The organism is Pseudomonas sp. CLCA07, assembly GCF_053615335.1.
On record NZ_CM132131.1, the window covers coordinates 1,261,211 to 1,276,336 of the forward strand.

The window sequence follows — 15,126 nt, forward strand, 5'->3', positions numbered from 1 at the left end:
TTGAGTTTCTTAACCTTTCACCGCTTTCCAGATTTTGCTGGCAACCATCACACCCGCCAACACCACCGCACCCGCGACAATCCCCGCCACTGCATTCAGCAACGTTGGCACGATAAACCCGGCACCGCCTGCCCCCGCGCTGACGCTTTCGATCCAGTGATGAATCGCCGGTACGCCATGAGTCAGGATCCCGCCGCCCACCAGGAACATCGCTGCCGTACCAATCACCGACAGGCTTTTCATCAAGTACGGTGCCGTTCGCAAAATCATGCCGCCGATGCTTTTGGCCAACGGGCGCGACTTTTGGCTCAACCACAAGCCGAGGTCGTCGAGTTTGACGATGCCCGCCACCAAACCATACACGCCGATGGTCATGACGATGGCAATGCCCGAGAGCACGATCACTTGCTGGGTCAGCGGGGCATCCGCCACGGTGCCAAGGGTGATGGCGATGATTTCTGCCGACAATATGAAATCGGTACGCACCGCGCCCTTGATCTTGTCCTTCTCAAAGGCCACCAGATCGACTGCTGGATCCGCCACCGCTTCAACCAGCTCGGCATGTTCGGCCTGGTCCTCAGCCTTGCTATGGAGGAATTTGTGCGCGAGTTTTTCGAAACCTTCAAAGCACAGGTACGCGCCGCCGACCATCAATAGCGGGGTAACCAACCATGGAATGAACGCGCTGATCGCCAATGCCGATGGCACCAGGATCAGTTTGTTGTAAAACGAGCCCTTGGCGACGGCCCAGACCACCGGAATTTCTCGCTCGGCCCGCACACCGCTGACCTGCTGGGCGTTGAGCGCCAGATCGTCACCGAGCACGCCGGCGGTCTTCTTGGCGGCCAATTTGGTCATCAACGCCACATCGTCGAGTACCGCGGCGATGTCATCGATCAGCACCAGCAAACTGCTTCCTGCCATGAATCAGGTTTCCTTCTTGAATGAATGCCAAGCAGCATAGCGCGGCAGCACGCCACACGGGGCATTCTTGAGCGCCGCGCGAGGCCGGTGATACCATGCGCAACCGCCAGAACAGGCAAGGAACCCCCTGGTTTATGAGCACTATCCGCGAGCGCAACAAAGAACTGATCCTGCGTGCCGCCAGTGAGGAATTTGCCGACAAGGGCTTCGCTGCGACCAAAACCAGTGACATCGCAGCCAAGGCGGGTTTGCCCAAGCCCAACGTCTACTACTACTTCAAATCCAAGGAAAACCTCTACCGCGAGGTCCTGGAAAGTATCATCGAGCCGATTCTGCAGGCCTCGACGCCGTTCAACGCCGACGGGGAGCCCAGCGAAGTACTGAGCGGCTACATCCGCTCGAAAATCCGCATCTCTCGCGACCTGCCGTTCGCCTCCAAGGTGTTCGCCAGCGAAATCATGCACGGCGCCCCGCACTTGAGCCCTGACCTGGTAGAACAGCTCAACGGTCAGGCCAAACACAACATCGACTGCATCCAGACCTGGATCGACCGCGGCCAGATCGCCGCCATCGACCCCAACCACCTGATGTTCAGCATCTGGGCCGCGACCCAGACCTATGCCGACTTTGACTGGCAGATCACGGCCATTACCGGGAAAGCCAAGCTGGATGAGGTGGATTATGAGGCGGCGGCGCAGACGATTATTCGGTTGGTGTTGAAGGGGTGTGAGCCGGATCGGTAGATCGCAGCGCCTCCTTCGCGAGCAGGCTCGCTCCCACAGTGGATCTTCAGTGATCACTAAATTTGCATTCAACACAAAACCCTGTGGGAGCGAGCCTGCTCGCGAAAGGGGCAACCTGATTTCAGATCAAACCCAGATCGCATCCCACAACGGATAGTCGCCAAGCCGTTCTACTAATCCGGCACGCAACGGGTTGGCCACGATGTACCGAGCTAACTTCACCAAGTCCTCCTCACGGCGCAACGCTCGATCATGAAAGCCTTGCTGCCAAAGGCTGATCTTACGACCGGTGCAAAGGTTCACCGATTTAGCACTCAATGATTTAGTCCTTTGCATCAGCTCACTCAACGAACCGTGCTGCAACTCGATCAACCAATGAAAATGATCCGGCATGACGACCCAGGCCAATGAGTTGGCACAGCCTTGATCTTGAGCGGCGCGAAACTGCGCTACGACCAATCTGCCCAAGGCAACATCGTTGAAGACAGGTTTTCTTCCAAGCGTGTTGGTGGTCAGCAGATAAATACGGTTGGGCTCGGCAAAGCGGCCAAGACGTAAACGATGTGAAGCGGATAGGTCAGGCATTCCTTTGCCTCTTTCAAACTAATGGCATCAGAAGGCTAGACCTTTAAATGCTAGAGGGAGTGGCAGACTTTTAGCTGGATGTGTCTGGTAGATTGCCTTCGCGAGCAGGCTCGCTCCCACACTGGATCTGCGTCGTACACAAATCAAAAGTGAGAGTGAGCCTGCTCGCGATAGCGATTAGTCAGTCACCGCAAATCAAGCAGTAACCCCAGCATCCGCCGTCAGCCCCAACGCCTCGATCGCATTGATCGCACACTGCTCATCGACATCCGATAGATCGCCGCTAATCCCCACCGCCCCCAGCACGTTGCCGTCCTGATCCCGAATCAGCACACCACCCGGTGCCGGCACCACACTGCCTTGCCCCAGACTGTTCAAGGCGGCAATAAAAGCCGGACGTTGCTGCGCATCCAGCGCCAGTAAACGTGAGCCTTTGCCCAGCGCGATTGCGCCCCAGGCTTTGCCGATGGCGACCTGCGGTCGGAGCAGGCTGGCGCCGTCTTCGCGTTGCAGGGTGATCAAGTGCCCGCCGGCATCCAGTACCGCAATGGTTAATGGAGCCGCCGAGATTGCACGCCCTGCGGAGATGGCCTGGTTGATCAGGTTGACTGCAACTTTCAAGGTTAAAGCGCTCATGGTGCCGTCCTCATTTTGTTTTTCGGAAAGCCGTTGGACTGCGCCGTTGTGCCGCAGTCCGATGCAACAAATAGAACACAATGAGTTATTTTTTTGTATACAATAATTCTCGAAAAGCGCCGCATGCGACGAAAAGCCACACAAGACAGGGCTTCAGACGAATGAAACAAGCGCTTGAGAAAATGGATTGACCTGCGCCGTCCGCCGTGAATACACTCTGCGCAAAGCCACTTGTATACAATTACAAAACGTAAGAGGCACAAAACCATGAGCAAAATGAGAGCAATCGAAGCCGCCGTTCTGGTGATGCGCCGTGAAGGGGTTGATACCGCTTTTGGCATCCCGGGCGCCGCGATCAACCCGCTGTACTCCGCCTTGCAGAAGGTCGGTGGCATCGATCACGTCCTCGCTCGCCACGTTGAAGGCGCCTCGCACATGGCCGAGGGCTACACCCGCACCAAGGCCGGCAACATTGGCGTGTGCATTGGTACTTCCGGCCCTGCCGGTACGGACATGGTCACCGGGCTCTACAGCGCCTCGGCGGACTCGATCCCAATCCTCTGCATTACCGGCCAGGCCCCCCGCGCCCGTATGCACAAGGAAGATTTCCAGGCAGTCGACATCACCACCATCGTCAAGCCAGTGACCAAGTGGGCAACCACCGTCATGGAACCGGGCCAGGTGCCTTACGCGTTTCAGAAAGCCTTCTACGAAATGCGCTCCGGCCGTCCGGGCCCGGTGCTGATCGATCTGCCGTTCGATGTGCAGATGGCGGAAATCGAATTCGACATCGACGCTTACCAACCGCTGCCGTTGGCCAAGCCCACCGCTAACCGCGTGCAAATCGAGAAGGCCCTGGCCATGCTCGATCAGGCTGAGCGTCCACTGCTGGTGGCCGGTGGCGGCATCATCAATGCCGACGCCAGCGACTTGCTGGTCGAGTTCGCCGAGCTGACCGGCATTCCGGTGATTCCGACCCTGATGGGCTGGGGCACGATCCCGGACGATCACCCGCTGATGGTGGGCATGGTCGGCCTGCAGACCTCGCATCGCTACGGCAACGCGACGATGCTCAAATCCGACGTGGTGTTGGGCGTCGGCAACCGTTGGGCTAACCGCCATACCGGCTCGATCGACGTGTACACGGAAGGGCGCAAGTTCATTCACGTCGACATCGAACCGACCCAGATCGGCCGCGTGTTCAACCCGGACCTGGGCATCGTGTCCGACGCTGCTGCCGCGCTGACCGTGTTCATCGAAGTCGCTCGCGAATGGCAAGCCGCCGGCAAGCTGAAGAACCGTAGTGCCTGGCTGCAAGACTGCCAGCAGCGTAAAGCCAGCCTGCAACGCAAGACTCACTTCGACAACGTGCCGGTCAAGCCGCAGCGCGTATATGAAGAGATGAACCAGGTGTTCGGCAAAGACACCTGCTACGTCAGCACCATCGGTCTGTCGCAGATTGCCGGCGCGCAGTTCCTGCACGTCTACAAGCCGCGTCACTGGATCAACTGCGGTCAGGCAGGTCCCTTGGGCTGGACCATTCCGGCGGCACTGGGCGTGGTAAAGGCCGATCCGACCCGCAAGGTCGTGGCGCTGTCGGGCGACTATGATTTCCAGTTCATGATCGAAGAATTGGCGGTGGGCGCGCAGTTCAAACTGCCGTACATCCACGTGGTGGTAAACAATTCGTACCTGGGATTGATTCGTCAGGCTCAGCGCGGTTTCGACATGGACTACTGCGTGCAATTGTCCTTCGACAACCTGAACGCTCCGGAACTCAACGGTTACGGTGTCGATCACGTCGCGGTGGCCGAAGGTCTCGGCTGCAAGGCACTGCGTGTGTTTGAACCGGATCAGATTCAACCTGCCCTGCGCAAGGCTCAGGAACTGATCGAAGAGTTCAAGGTGCCGGTGATCGTCGAGATTATTCTGGAGCGCGTGACCAACATTTCCATGGGCACCGAGATCAACGCCATCAACGAGTTCGAAGACCTGGCGCTCGTCGGCAACGACGCACCCACAGCGATTTCGTTGCTTGATTAACAACTGATTGCTTCCCCCTGTAGGAGCCGGCTTGCTGGCGATGGCGATGTATCAGCTACATCAATGTTGATTGATACTCCGCTATCGCCAGCAAGCCGGCTCCTACAGGTGGACCTCACCTATTTATGGGAGACCACCATGCCGCGTTTCGCAGCCAACCTGTCCATGCTGTTCACTGAGCAGGATTTTCTTGCCCGTTTCGAAGCGGCCGCCAAGGCCGGTTTCAGTGGTGTCGAGTACCTGTTCCCCTACGACTTCAGCTCCGCCGAAATCAAAGCCAAGCTCGATGCCAACGGTCTGACTCAAGTGCTGTTCAACTTGCCGGCCGGTGACTGGGCCAAGGGCGAACGCGGTATCGCGTGCCTGCCGGACCGGGTTGAAGAGTTCCGCGCCGGTGTCGATCTGGCGATTGCTTACGCCCAAGTGCTGGGCAACACCCAAGTCAACTGCCTGGCCGGTATTCGTCCACAAGGCGTCGACGATGCCACCGTGGAAAACACCTTCGTCGCCAACCTCAAGTACGCGGCGGACAAGCTGCAAGCGGCGGGCATCAAACTGGTGATGGAAGCGATCAACACCCGCGACATCCCGGGTTTCTACCTGAACAACACCGCGCAAGCCCTATCGATTCGCGAACAGGTCGGCAGCGCCAACCTGTTCCTGCAATACGACATCTACCACATGCAAATCATGGAGGGCGACCTGGCCCGCACCATGCAATCGCACCTGGGCGAGATCAACCACATCCAGTTGGCCGACAACCCAGGGCGCAACGAACCGGGCACCGGTGAAATCAACTACCGCTTCCTGTTCGAACACCTGGACCGCATCGGTTATCAGGGTTGGGTGGGTTGCGAATACAAGCCGCTGACCACCACTGAAGCAGGCCTGGGTTGGCTGAAAACCCATAACGCGATCTAACACAAATCCCTGTAGGAGCTGGCTTGCCAGCGAAGGCATCACTGCGGTGTGTCTGACAGACCTTGTCGCCCGCATCGCCAGCAAGCCGGCTCCTACAAAAGCAGTGCTCCCCTATTTGCTTGAAGCAGCAATAAAAACAAGAGGATTTTCTCATGGCTAAAATCGGATTTATCGGCACCGGCATCATGGGCCACCCAATGGCGTTGAACCTGCAGAAAGCCGGTCACAGCCTGTTCCTGTCGGCGCACCACGACCCCGCGCCTGCCGACCTGATAGCCGCTGGCGCCGTCGCCCTCGCCAACCCGAAAGAAGTCGCGCAAGAAGCCGAATTCATCATCGTCATGGTGCCGGATACCCCACAGGTCGATGACGTGCTGTTCCGCGCCGACGGCGTTGCAGCCGGCGTCAGCAAAGGCAAAGTCGTCATCGACATGAGTTCGATCTCGCCCACCGCGACCAAAGCCTTCGCGGCCAGGATCAACGAAAAAGGCGCGCAGTACCTCGACGCGCCAGTGTCTGGCGGCGAAGTCGGCGCCAAGGCTGCGAGCCTGAGCATCATGGTCGGCGGCGATGCCGATGCCTTCGAACGCGTTCTGCCGCTGTTCCAGGCGATGGGCAAGAACATCACCCTGGTGGGCGGCAACGGCGACGGTCAAACAGCCAAAGTGGCGAACCAGATCATCGTGGCGCTGAACATCCAGGCCGTCGCCGAAGCCCTGCTGTTTGCTTCGAAAAACGGTGCCGACCCAGCCAAGGTCCGTGAAGCGCTGATGGGCGGTTTCGCATCCTCGAAGATCCTCGAAGTGCACGGCGAGCGCATGATCAAAGGCACCTTCGACCCAGGCTTCCGCATCAGCCTGCACCAGAAGGACCTGAACTTGGCCCTGCAAGGTGCCAAGGAACTGAACATCAACCTGCCGAACACCGCCAACACCCAGCAAGTGTTCAGCACCTGCGCGGCCATCGGTGGCAGCAACTGGGACCACTCGGCGCTGATCAAGGGCCTGGAACACATGGCGAATTTCTCGATTCGCGATAAGTAACGCCACACACCCTGTAGGAACCGGCTTGCCGGCGATTGCCTCGACGCGTTCTGCCTGACACACCGAGGCGTCTGGATCGCTGGCAAGCCAGCTCCTACAAGGACGTGCGCCGATCTGTAGGAGCCGGCTTGCCGGCGATTGCCTCGATGCGTTCTGCCTGACACACCGAGGCGTCTGGATCGCTGGCAAGCCAGCGCCTACAAGGACGTGCGCCGATCTGTAGGAGCTGGCTTGCCAGCGATCCAGGCGACACGGATTCATTTTCAAACCCAATAACAAGAAATCCGGGAGCCCGCCATGTCGGTCAATCCGCAACAATTCCTGCGCGAGCTGTTTGCCACAGCCATCGACGCGGCCCATCCGCAGCAAGTCCTCGAAGCCCATTTGCCCAAAGATCGCAGCGGTCGGGTGATCGTCATCGGTGCCGGCAAAGCCGCCGCGGCCATGGCCCAAGTGGTGGAGCGTTGCTGGCAGGGTGAAGTATCAGGTCTAGTGGTGACGCGTTACGGTCACGGCGCCCCGTGTGAAAAAATCGAAGTGGTTGAAGCCGCTCATCCAGTACCTGACGCTGCCGGTCTGGCGGTCGCCAAACGCGTATTGGAACTGGTCAGCAATCTGACCGAAGACGACCGCGTGATCTTCCTGCTCTCGGGCGGTGGCTCTGCCCTGCTGGCGCTGCCCGCGGCCGGCATCACCCTGGCCGACAAGCAGTCGATCAATAAAGCCCTGCTCAAATCCGGCGCCACCATCGGCGAGATGAACTGCGTGCGCAAGCACCTCTCGGCGATCAAGGGCGGCCGTCTCGGCAAAGCCTGCTGGCCTGCCACTGTGTATACCTATGCGATTTCCGATGTGCCGGGCGACCTCGCCACGGTCATCGCCTCCGGCCCCACCGTGGCCGACCCGAGCACCTCCGCCGAAGCCGTGGCGATCCTCAAGCGCTACAACATCGAAGTCCCGGCCTCGGTGCGCAACTGGCTGCAGAGCCCGGAATCAGAGACAGTCAAACCCGGCGACCCTAGCCTGGCGCGCAGTCACTTCCAATTGATCGCCCGTCCGCAGCAGTCGCTTGAAGCCGCTGCGGTGAAAGCGCGTCAGGCCGGTTTCAGCCCGCTGATCCTCGGCGACCTGGAAGGCGAGTCCCGCGAAGTGGCCAAGGTTCATGCCGGTATCGCCCGTCAGGTCGTGCTGCACGGTCAGCCATTGGCGGCGCCCTGCGTAATCCTCTCGGGCGGTGAAACCACCGTCACCGTGCGCGGCAATGGCCGTGGCGGACGCAACGCCGAATTCCTGCTGAGCCTGACCGACAGCCTCAAAGGCCTGCCCGGCGTCTACGCGCTGGCTGGCGACACCGATGGCATCGACGGCTCCGAAGACAACGCCGGCGCAATCATGACCCCGGACAGCTACGCCCGCGCCGCCGCCCTTGGCCTGAGCGCCAGCGACGAGTTGGACAACAACAATGGCTACGGCTATTTCGAAGCGCTAGACGCGCTGATCGTCACTGAGCCGACCCGCACCAACGTCAACGACTTCCGTGCCATCCTGATTCTCGAGAGCCCTAAAAATGACGCCTGACAAGAAGGTTAAAATCCTCGCCACCCTCGGTCCTGCCACTAACGGGATCGACGACATCCGTGAGCTGGTGCAGGCAGGGGTCAACATCTTTCGCCTGAACTTCAGCCATGGCGATCACGCCGACCACGCTCAGCGCTATCAGTGGATTCGTGAAGTCGAACGCCAGCTGAATTATCCGCTGGGCATTCTGATGGACCTGCAAGGCCCGAAACTGCGGGTCGGCAAGTTCGCCGAAGGCAAGGTGCAATTGCATCGTGGTCAAGCCTTGCGCCTGGACCTTGACCCGACGCCGGGCGATGAGCGCCGGGTCAACCTGCCTCACCCGGAAATCATCGCCGCACTCGAACCGGGCATGGAGCTGCTGCTGGACGACGGCAAGCTGCGTCTTCGCGTGGTCACCAAGTACTCCGACGCCATCGACACCACCGTACTCAACGGCGGCGAATTGTCGGACCGCAAAGGCGTGAACGTGCCGCAAGCGGTGCTGGAACTGAGCCCGCTGACCGCCAAGGATCGCCGTGATTTGAGCTTCGGCCTGGAGTTGGGTGTGGACTGGGTCGCGTTGTCGTTTGTGCAACGTCCGGAAGATATCCGCGAAGCCCGCGAACTGATCGGCGACAAAGCGTTTTTGATGGCAAAAATCGAGAAGCCATCGGCGGTGACTCAGCTTCGCGAAATCGCTGAATTGAGCGACGCGATCATGGTCGCCCGCGGTGACTTGGGCGTGGAAGTGCCCGCCGAAAGCGTGCCGCAGATTCAGAAAAACATCATCAGCATCTGCCGCCAACTCGGCAAACCGGTGGTGGTGGCGACGCAGATGCTGGAGTCGATGCGTTTCTCTCCGGCCCCGACCCGCGCCGAGGTCACCGACGTGGCCAACGCCGTGGCCGAAGGTGCGGATGCGGTGATGCTGTCGGCCGAAACTGCCTCTGGCGAATACCCGCTGGAAGCCGTGCAGATGATGAGCAAAATCATCCGCCAGGTGGAAAACGGCCCGGACTATCAGACGCAACTGGACGTGAGCCGGCCGAAAGCCGAAGCGACGGTTTCTGACGCGATCAGCTGTGCGATTCGTCGCATCAGCAATGTGCTGCCGGTGGCGGTGCTGGTGAACTACAGCGAGTCCGGCACGTCGAGTTTGCGCGCGGCGCGGGAGCGGCCGACGGTGCCGATTCTCAACCTGACTCCGAACCGGCAAACCGCTCGTCGCCTGACCGTGGCGTGGGGCGTGCACTCGGTGGTCAATGATCGGCTGCGACAAGTGGATGAAGTGTGCTCGACGGCGCTGGAGATTGCCCAGGCCCAAGGCATGGCCAAGCGCGGCGACACCTTATTGATCACCGCGGGTGTGCCGTTTGGGCAGCCGGGGTCGACTAACTCATTGCGCATTGAGACATTGATTTAGCGCCTGTACTGGCCCCTTCGCTGGCAAGCCAGCTCCTACAGGAATTGCATTGCCTTTGTAGGAGCTGTCTTGCCAGCGATGCGAGCGACTCGGTCACTTTGACACACAGAAAAATAATGCCTGCCAATCACTTCAACACCCACTGCCCCGACTGGGCGACTGCCCTGCTCAACGGTTTCAGTCAGATTTTCCTCCAGCGCCATCCGCTGTGTGGTCTGCTGTGCCTGTTAGCCATTCTGTTTACCGCGCCGGTGCTGCTCGGCGGTGCGCTGCTGGGCGGTGTCGCCGGGTTGCTTACCGCGCAACGTCGCGGCTATGCCAAGGCCGATCGCCAGGCCGGGCTCTTCAGTTACAACGGGGTTTTGCTCGGCTTGTTGCTGAGCCTGTATTTCCCGTGGTCCGCCGTGCTGCCGCTGGTGATCATTGCCTGCGGCGGCCTGAGCGCGATGCTCACTCAACAGTGGCTCAAGCGCGCCCGGCTTAGCCAATACCTGCCCGCCTACACCGCGCCCTTCGTGGGGCTGAGCTGGTTGCTGCTGTGTTTCGCCACGCCCTCGACCAAGGCGCATTTGATCGAGATCAACACGCTGAACATGCTCGCCGCACCACTCAAAGGTCTCGGCCAAGCGATGTTCCTCGGTCATCCGCTGGCTGGTGCGTTGATTGCCGCCGGTTTGCTGATCGCTGATCGTCGCGCATTCTGCTGGGCGTTGTTGGCGTCTGTTGCGGGCATGGGTTGGAGCCTGCTGCACCACGACTTCTACACCGGCCTGCTCGGCCTCGGTGGCTATAACGCCGTGCTCGCCGCCCTCGCCTTCAGCTCACAGCGCCAGCAGCCATGGCTGCCACTGGTCGGCATTGCATTAGCGCTGCTGCTGACGCCGATGTTTGCCGCTATCGGTCTACCCACGCTGACCGCGCCATTCATCCTCGCCTGCTGGCTGATCCGTACGGCTGCTCAAGTGTTCGGCAAAGCGACGGGGGCCAGTGCGCCTTGCGCTCCTGGGGAGAATCAACCTAGGCTGCGCTGATTCCCGGTTCAGGCGTTTTCCATGGACAGCAGCAAAAATTGGCGTGAAGACCTTTACGTCATGATTTTCCAGAGCGACACCAAGGCGGGGCGGCGTTTCGACGGCACCCTGCTGTTGATCATTCTCGCCAGCATCATCATCGTGATGCTCGACAGCATCGATTCCATTCACCAGAACTACGCCGATGTGCTGGCCTATATCGAGTGGGGTTTCACCTTCGTCTTCGCTGTCGAATACATCCTGCGGTTGTATTGCTCACCCAAGCCGTGGCGCTACGCATTCAGCTTCTATGGGCTGGTGGATTTGCTGGCCATCGTGCCCGGCATCCTCGCGCTGTATTACGCCGATGCGCAGTACCTGCTGATCATCCGGATCATTCGAATGCTGCGGATTTTCCGCGTGCTCAAGCTCAGCCCGTACCTCAAGCAAGCCAACTACCTGATGTCGGCGTTGCGCGGCAGCAAGCAGAAAATCGTGGTGTTTCTGGTCAGTGTCTGCACATTGGTGACGGTGTTCGGTACGCTGATGTACGTGATCGAAGGTCCGGAACACGGCTTTACCAGTATTCCAAAAGGCATCTACTGGGCGATCGTCACGCTGACCACCGTGGGCTTCGGCGACATCGTGCCGAAGACGCCGCTGGGCCAGGTGATTTCGTCGCTGGTGATGATCACCGGTTACTCGATCATCGCCGTGCCCACCGGGATTTTCACCGCCGAACTGGCCAACGCTATGCGCGGTGAACAGCTGCAACACGATTGCCCGGTGTGCAAGAAAAACAGCCACGAACACGGCGCGGCGTTCTGCTCGCGATGTGGCAATGCGTTATTTAAGAAAACGGAATAAGCAAAGAGCTTTTTAATCTTTAAAGGCCTATGCGCGCGCGGCTATAGTCGCTGGCAAATTGCCTCACTTTTAATTTAGAACAAGGACTGCGCAGTGAAAAAACTCTTTGGCGCCTCACTTCTGGCCGCTGGCCTGGCATTGACCAGCATGGCTCAGGCCGCCCCGACCCTGCTCAACGTTTCCTACGACGTGATGCGCGATTTCTACAAGGACTACAACACTGCCTTCCAGAAACACTGGCAAGCCGAGCACAACGAAAACATCATCCTGCAGATGTCCTTCGGCGGTTCCAGCAAACAGGCGCGTTCGGTGATCGACGGCCTGCCGGCTGACGTCATCACCATGAACATGGCCACCGACATCAACGCCCTGGCGGATAACGGCAAATTGGTGCCGGAGAACTGGGTCACGCGCCTGCCGAACAACAGCGCACCGTTTACCTCGGCCACGGTATTCATCGTCCGCAAAGGCAACCCGAAAGCCCTGAAAGACTGGCCCGATCTGCTGAAAGACGGCGTTCAGGTGATCGTGCCGAACCCGAAAACCTCAGGTAATGGTCGCTACACCTACCTGTCGGCCTGGGGCTATGTGCTGAAGAATGGCGGTGATGAGAACAAGGCCAAAGACTTCGTCGGCAAGCTGTTCAAACAAGCCCCGGTACTGGATACCGGTGGTCGCGCGGCCACCACTACCTTCATGACCAACCAGATCGGCGACGTGCTGGTGACCTTCGAAAACGAAGCGGAAATGATTGCCCGCGAGTTTGGTCGTGACCAGTTTGAAGTGATCTACCCAAGCGTATCCGCTGAAGCCGAGCCACCAGTGTCGGTGGTCGACAAAGTGGTCGACAAGAAAGGCACTCGTGCTGCGGCCGAGGAATATTTGAAATACCTGTGGTCACCGGAAGGTCAGGAGATTGCGGCAGCGAACTACCTGCGTCCGCGTGATCCGGCGGTATTGGCCAAGTACACCGATCGTTTCCCGAAAGTGGATTTTCTGTCGGTAGAGAAGACCTTCGGTGACTGGCGTACGGTACAGAAGACCCACTTCAATGATGGCGGGATCTTTGATCAGATTTACACCGGGCAGTAATTTCTGAGTGCAATGAAAAAGGCGACCTGAGCAGGTCGCCTTTTTTGTGGGAGCACACTTCTGTGGCGAGGGGGCTTGCCCCCGTTCGAGTGCGCAGCACTCGTAAAACCAGCAAACTCGATGTGATATGCACATCGCGTCAAAAAAGGGCCGCTTCGCAGCCCAACGGGGCGATGCGGCGATCCGACAAGCCCCCTCGCCACAGGGTTACATCGGAGGTGTGACGCCATCCTTACCCGCCGAGATCGATTGCGCGGTCAGCGTTCCGTCAGCGCTTTGCGTCACAAACGTCACGATCCTCCCCCCCACCTTCAGCAAACTACGATCCCCCGGTGTCAGGTTCACAATCGGCACATCCTCCGGCACCAGAATCTTCTGCTGCCCGCCCTTGTAGTTAACCGTCAACACTCGGCCATTGCTGACCACCAGATCGCCGACACTGCCATTGGTCATGCTACTGCCCTTGACCAGATCAAACGGCCGATGCCCGTCGCCGCTGCCAGCCAGTTCCGGTGGAAAGACGTGGACTTCCAGCGCCTTGAGGGTGCCATCTTCCTGAGGAATGGCGGCCGAGCCGATGTAGCTGCCGGGTCGGATGTCTTCGATATTGGCCAGGGTGACGGCGCGGACTTTGGTGTCGTTGGTCAGGTTGATGACCACGTTTTCACCGCTGTTGGTGTGGACTTTCAACACGTCGGGGCTGACCCCGGTGATCTCGCCGCGAATACCAATGCGCAATCCCGGTGCGTCGGCGGCCTGGGCCAGGCCAGCGGTAAACAAAGTGATCAGTGTCAGGGTTGAAGCGCCGCGAATCAGGTGACGGAACATTGCAGTCATGGCAGTGCCTTCCGGTAATGAAACGTGAAGAGAGAACATAAGCATGCTATCGAACAGGATGTAAGTGAATGTATCATCTGCGCTCTATGTCCCGACGCAAGGCACACGTCCCGCCCCGCGTCACTCATTCCGCAATGGAATGATTACTATCACTTCAATCCCTCTTCCGCCGTTTGGGCTTGCCGCTTAGCCTTCGCGCATTCCCTTTTGTTCAGAGAGTTCCGTTATGAAACCAGCGATTGAGGTGCCTCAAGGCGCCGCGACAATGACCAAAGGCATGGTGCTGCTCTTCGCCTTTTGCTGCGGAGCCATTGTGGCCAATATTTACTACGCCCAGCCGATCATCGGCCTGATCGCGCCGGACATCGGCCTGACCAGCACCATGGCCAGCCTGATCGTTTCGCTGACCCAGATTGGCTATGCGCTGGGGCTGTTCTTCCTGGTGCCGCTGGGCGATTTGCTGGAGAACCGCCGTCTGATGATCATCACCACCGTGGTGGCGATTGCGAGTTTGCTGGGCGCTGCGTTCACCGATCAGCCCAACGTATTTTTGCTGATCTCGTTGCTGGTGGGTTTCAGTTCGGTGTCGGTGCAGATCCTGATTCCACTGGCCGTGCATCTGGCACCGGAAGAATCTCGTGGCCGCGTGGTCGGCGGGATCATGGGCGGTTTGCTGCTGGGCATTCTGTTGGCTCGGCCGGTGTCCAGCGTGGTGGCTGACCACTTCGGCTGGCGCGCGATGTTTATGATTGCGGCAGCGTTGATGGCGGCGATCAGCATCGTGCTCGCGCTGACCATTCCCAAGCGCCAGCCTGATCACAGTGCTTCTTATGGGCAGTTGCTTGGATCGCTGTGGACGCTGTTGCGCCAACAACCGATCTTGCGTCAGCGTGCGTTTTATCAGGGTTGCATGTTCGCCACGTTCAGTCTGTTCTGGACCGCCGTGCCGCTAGAGCTCGCACGCAACCATGGCCTGTCGCAAACCCAGATCGCGATCTTCGCCCTGGTCGGTGCCATCGGCGCCATCGCCGCGCCCATCGCCGGGCGACTGGCCGATGCGGGCCACACCCGCATCGCCTCCTTACTGGCCCTGCTATTCGCCAGCCTGAGCTTTCTGCCAGCGTTCATCCATCCGCTCTACAGTGTGATTGGCCTTGCGGTGACCGGCGTGGTGCTCGACTTCTGCGTGCAGATGAACATGGTCCTCGGCCAACGCGCGGTCTACGCCCTCGACGCCAAAAGCCGCAGCCGCCTGAATGCGCTGTACATGACCAGCATCTTCATCGGCGGCGCATTCGGTTCGTCGGTGGCCAGCGCGGTGTATGAACACGGTGGCTGGTTGTGGATCGTGATTGTCGGCAGCGCGTTTCCGCTGTTGGCGTTGCTGCGGTTTTTGAGTGTTTCGCAGAAGGCTACGTTGGCGACGGCTTAAGCATTCTAAA

Annotated in this window: 14 protein-coding genes; 10 read left to right on the forward strand and 4 right to left on the reverse strand. The window is 59.2% G+C overall.

Annotated features, from left to right (window positions below; all coding sequences use genetic code 11):
* Positions 1–9: 9 nt before the first annotated feature.
* Positions 10–924 (reverse strand): DUF808 domain-containing protein, encoded by a 915-nt coding sequence (locus tag ACWGZX_RS05780; RefSeq protein WP_452627617.1) that lies wholly within the window; start codon positions 922–924, stop codon positions 10–12.
* Between the two features lie 134 nt (positions 925–1,058).
* On the opposite strand from ACWGZX_RS05780, the gene ACWGZX_RS05785 reads away from it, so the two are divergent.
* On the forward strand, positions 1,059–1,667 hold the full coding sequence (locus ACWGZX_RS05785; RefSeq protein ID WP_223514179.1) for a TetR/AcrR family transcriptional regulator: 609 nt from the start codon (positions 1,059–1,061) through the stop codon (positions 1,665–1,667).
* A 126-nt stretch (positions 1,668–1,793) separates the two neighbouring features.
* Here ACWGZX_RS05785 and ACWGZX_RS05790 read toward each other — a convergent pair whose 3' ends face one another.
* Both ACWGZX_RS05790 and ACWGZX_RS05795 read right to left on the reverse strand, forming a co-directional pair.
* Positions 1,794–2,252: an REP-associated tyrosine transposase gene (locus tag ACWGZX_RS05790; RefSeq protein WP_452627618.1), complete on the reverse strand. Its 459-nt coding sequence runs from the start codon at positions 2,250–2,252 to the stop codon at positions 1,794–1,796.
* A gap of 195 nt (positions 2,253–2,447) precedes the next feature.
* Positions 2,448–2,888 (reverse strand): GlcG/HbpS family heme-binding protein, encoded by a 441-nt coding sequence (locus ACWGZX_RS05795; RefSeq protein WP_223514185.1) that lies wholly within the window; start codon positions 2,886–2,888, stop codon positions 2,448–2,450.
* Between the two features lie 267 nt (positions 2,889–3,155).
* Here ACWGZX_RS05795 and gcl point away from each other — a divergent pair, with 267 nt between their 5' ends.
* The 8 genes from gcl to ACWGZX_RS05835 all read left to right on the forward strand — a co-directional run bounded on the left by gcl (position 3,156) and on the right by ACWGZX_RS05835 (position 12,847).
* Positions 3,156–4,931 carry a glyoxylate carboligase gene (gene gcl, locus ACWGZX_RS05800; RefSeq protein WP_452627619.1) on the forward strand — a complete coding sequence of 592 codons (1,776 nt, stop codon included), beginning with the start codon at positions 3,156–3,158 and terminating at the stop codon, positions 4,929–4,931.
* A 138-nt stretch (positions 4,932–5,069) separates the two neighbouring features.
* Positions 5,070–5,852, forward strand: coding sequence for a hydroxypyruvate isomerase (gene hyi / locus ACWGZX_RS05805; protein ID WP_452627620.1), 783 nt, complete (start codon positions 5,070–5,072; stop codon positions 5,850–5,852).
* A 152-nt stretch (positions 5,853–6,004) separates the two neighbouring features.
* Positions 6,005–6,895, forward strand: a complete 891-nt coding sequence (locus tag ACWGZX_RS05810; protein ID WP_452627621.1) for a 2-hydroxy-3-oxopropionate reductase — start codon at positions 6,005–6,007, stop codon at positions 6,893–6,895.
* A gap of 297 nt (positions 6,896–7,192) precedes the next feature.
* Positions 7,193–8,473 (forward strand): glycerate kinase type-2 family protein, encoded by a 1,281-nt coding sequence (locus tag ACWGZX_RS05815; RefSeq protein WP_452627622.1) that lies wholly within the window; start codon positions 7,193–7,195, stop codon positions 8,471–8,473.
* A complete protein-coding gene (pyk, locus tag ACWGZX_RS05820) occupies positions 8,463–9,878 on the forward strand; it encodes a pyruvate kinase (protein ID WP_452627623.1) in 1,416 nt (471 codons plus the stop codon). Before ACWGZX_RS05815 ends, pyk begins: the two co-directional genes overlap by 11 nt.
* A gap of 116 nt (positions 9,879–9,994) precedes the next feature.
* On the forward strand, positions 9,995–10,909 hold the full coding sequence (locus ACWGZX_RS05825; protein WP_452627624.1) for an urea transporter: 915 nt from the start codon (positions 9,995–9,997) through the stop codon (positions 10,907–10,909).
* Between the two features lie 21 nt (positions 10,910–10,930).
* The gene (locus tag ACWGZX_RS05830; RefSeq protein ID WP_452627625.1) at positions 10,931–11,755 is read left to right on the forward strand and encodes an ion transporter; all 825 of its coding nucleotides are present in this window, start codon (positions 10,931–10,933) and stop codon (positions 11,753–11,755) included.
* Between the two features lie 93 nt (positions 11,756–11,848).
* On the forward strand, positions 11,849–12,847 hold the full coding sequence (locus tag ACWGZX_RS05835) for a sulfate ABC transporter substrate-binding protein (RefSeq protein WP_223514207.1): 999 nt from the start codon (positions 11,849–11,851) through the stop codon (positions 12,845–12,847).
* Between the two features lie 207 nt (positions 12,848–13,054).
* Here ACWGZX_RS05835 and ACWGZX_RS05840 read toward each other — a convergent pair whose 3' ends face one another.
* Positions 13,055–13,684 (reverse strand): hypothetical protein, encoded by a 630-nt coding sequence (locus tag ACWGZX_RS05840; protein ID WP_452627626.1) that lies wholly within the window; start codon positions 13,682–13,684, stop codon positions 13,055–13,057.
* A gap of 226 nt (positions 13,685–13,910) precedes the next feature.
* On the opposite strand from ACWGZX_RS05840, the gene ACWGZX_RS05845 reads away from it, so the two are divergent.
* Positions 13,911–15,116, forward strand: a complete 1,206-nt coding sequence (locus tag ACWGZX_RS05845) for an MFS transporter (RefSeq protein ID WP_452627627.1) — start codon at positions 13,911–13,913, stop codon at positions 15,114–15,116.
* Positions 15,117–15,126 lie beyond the last annotated feature (10 nt).

Bases quoted from the DNA above. Each gene is read 5' to 3' on its own strand.
- ACWGZX_RS05780 (WP_452627617.1), bottom strand. From the start codon at position 924: ATGGCAGGAAGCAGTTTGCTGGTGCTGATCGATGACATCGCCGCGGTA.
- ACWGZX_RS05815 (WP_452627622.1), top strand. From the start codon at position 7,193: ATGTCGGTCAATCCGCAACAATTCCTGCGCGAGCTGTTTGCCACAGCC.
- ACWGZX_RS05830 (WP_452627625.1), top strand. From the start codon at position 10,931: ATGGACAGCAGCAAAAATTGGCGTGAAGACCTTTACGTCATGATTTTC.
- hyi (WP_452627620.1), top strand. From the start codon at position 5,070: ATGCCGCGTTTCGCAGCCAACCTGTCCATGCTGTTCACTGAGCAGGAT.
- ACWGZX_RS05785 (WP_223514179.1), top strand. From the start codon at position 1,059: ATGAGCACTATCCGCGAGCGCAACAAAGAACTGATCCTGCGTGCCGCC.
- gcl (WP_452627619.1), top strand. From the start codon at position 3,156: ATGAGCAAAATGAGAGCAATCGAAGCCGCCGTTCTGGTGATGCGCCGT.
- ACWGZX_RS05790 (WP_452627618.1), bottom strand. From the start codon at position 2,252: ATGCCTGACCTATCCGCTTCACATCGTTTACGTCTTGGCCGCTTTGCC.
- ACWGZX_RS05810 (WP_452627621.1), top strand. From the start codon at position 6,005: ATGGCTAAAATCGGATTTATCGGCACCGGCATCATGGGCCACCCAATG.
- ACWGZX_RS05845 (WP_452627627.1), top strand. From the start codon at position 13,911: ATGAAACCAGCGATTGAGGTGCCTCAAGGCGCCGCGACAATGACCAAA.
- ACWGZX_RS05825 (WP_452627624.1), top strand. From the start codon at position 9,995: ATGCCTGCCAATCACTTCAACACCCACTGCCCCGACTGGGCGACTGCC.
- ACWGZX_RS05840 (WP_452627626.1), bottom strand. From the start codon at position 13,684: ATGACTGCAATGTTCCGTCACCTGATTCGCGGCGCTTCAACCCTGACA.
- ACWGZX_RS05795 (WP_223514185.1), bottom strand. From the start codon at position 2,888: ATGAGCGCTTTAACCTTGAAAGTTGCAGTCAACCTGATCAACCAGGCC.
- pyk (WP_452627623.1), top strand. From the start codon at position 8,463: ATGACGCCTGACAAGAAGGTTAAAATCCTCGCCACCCTCGGTCCTGCC.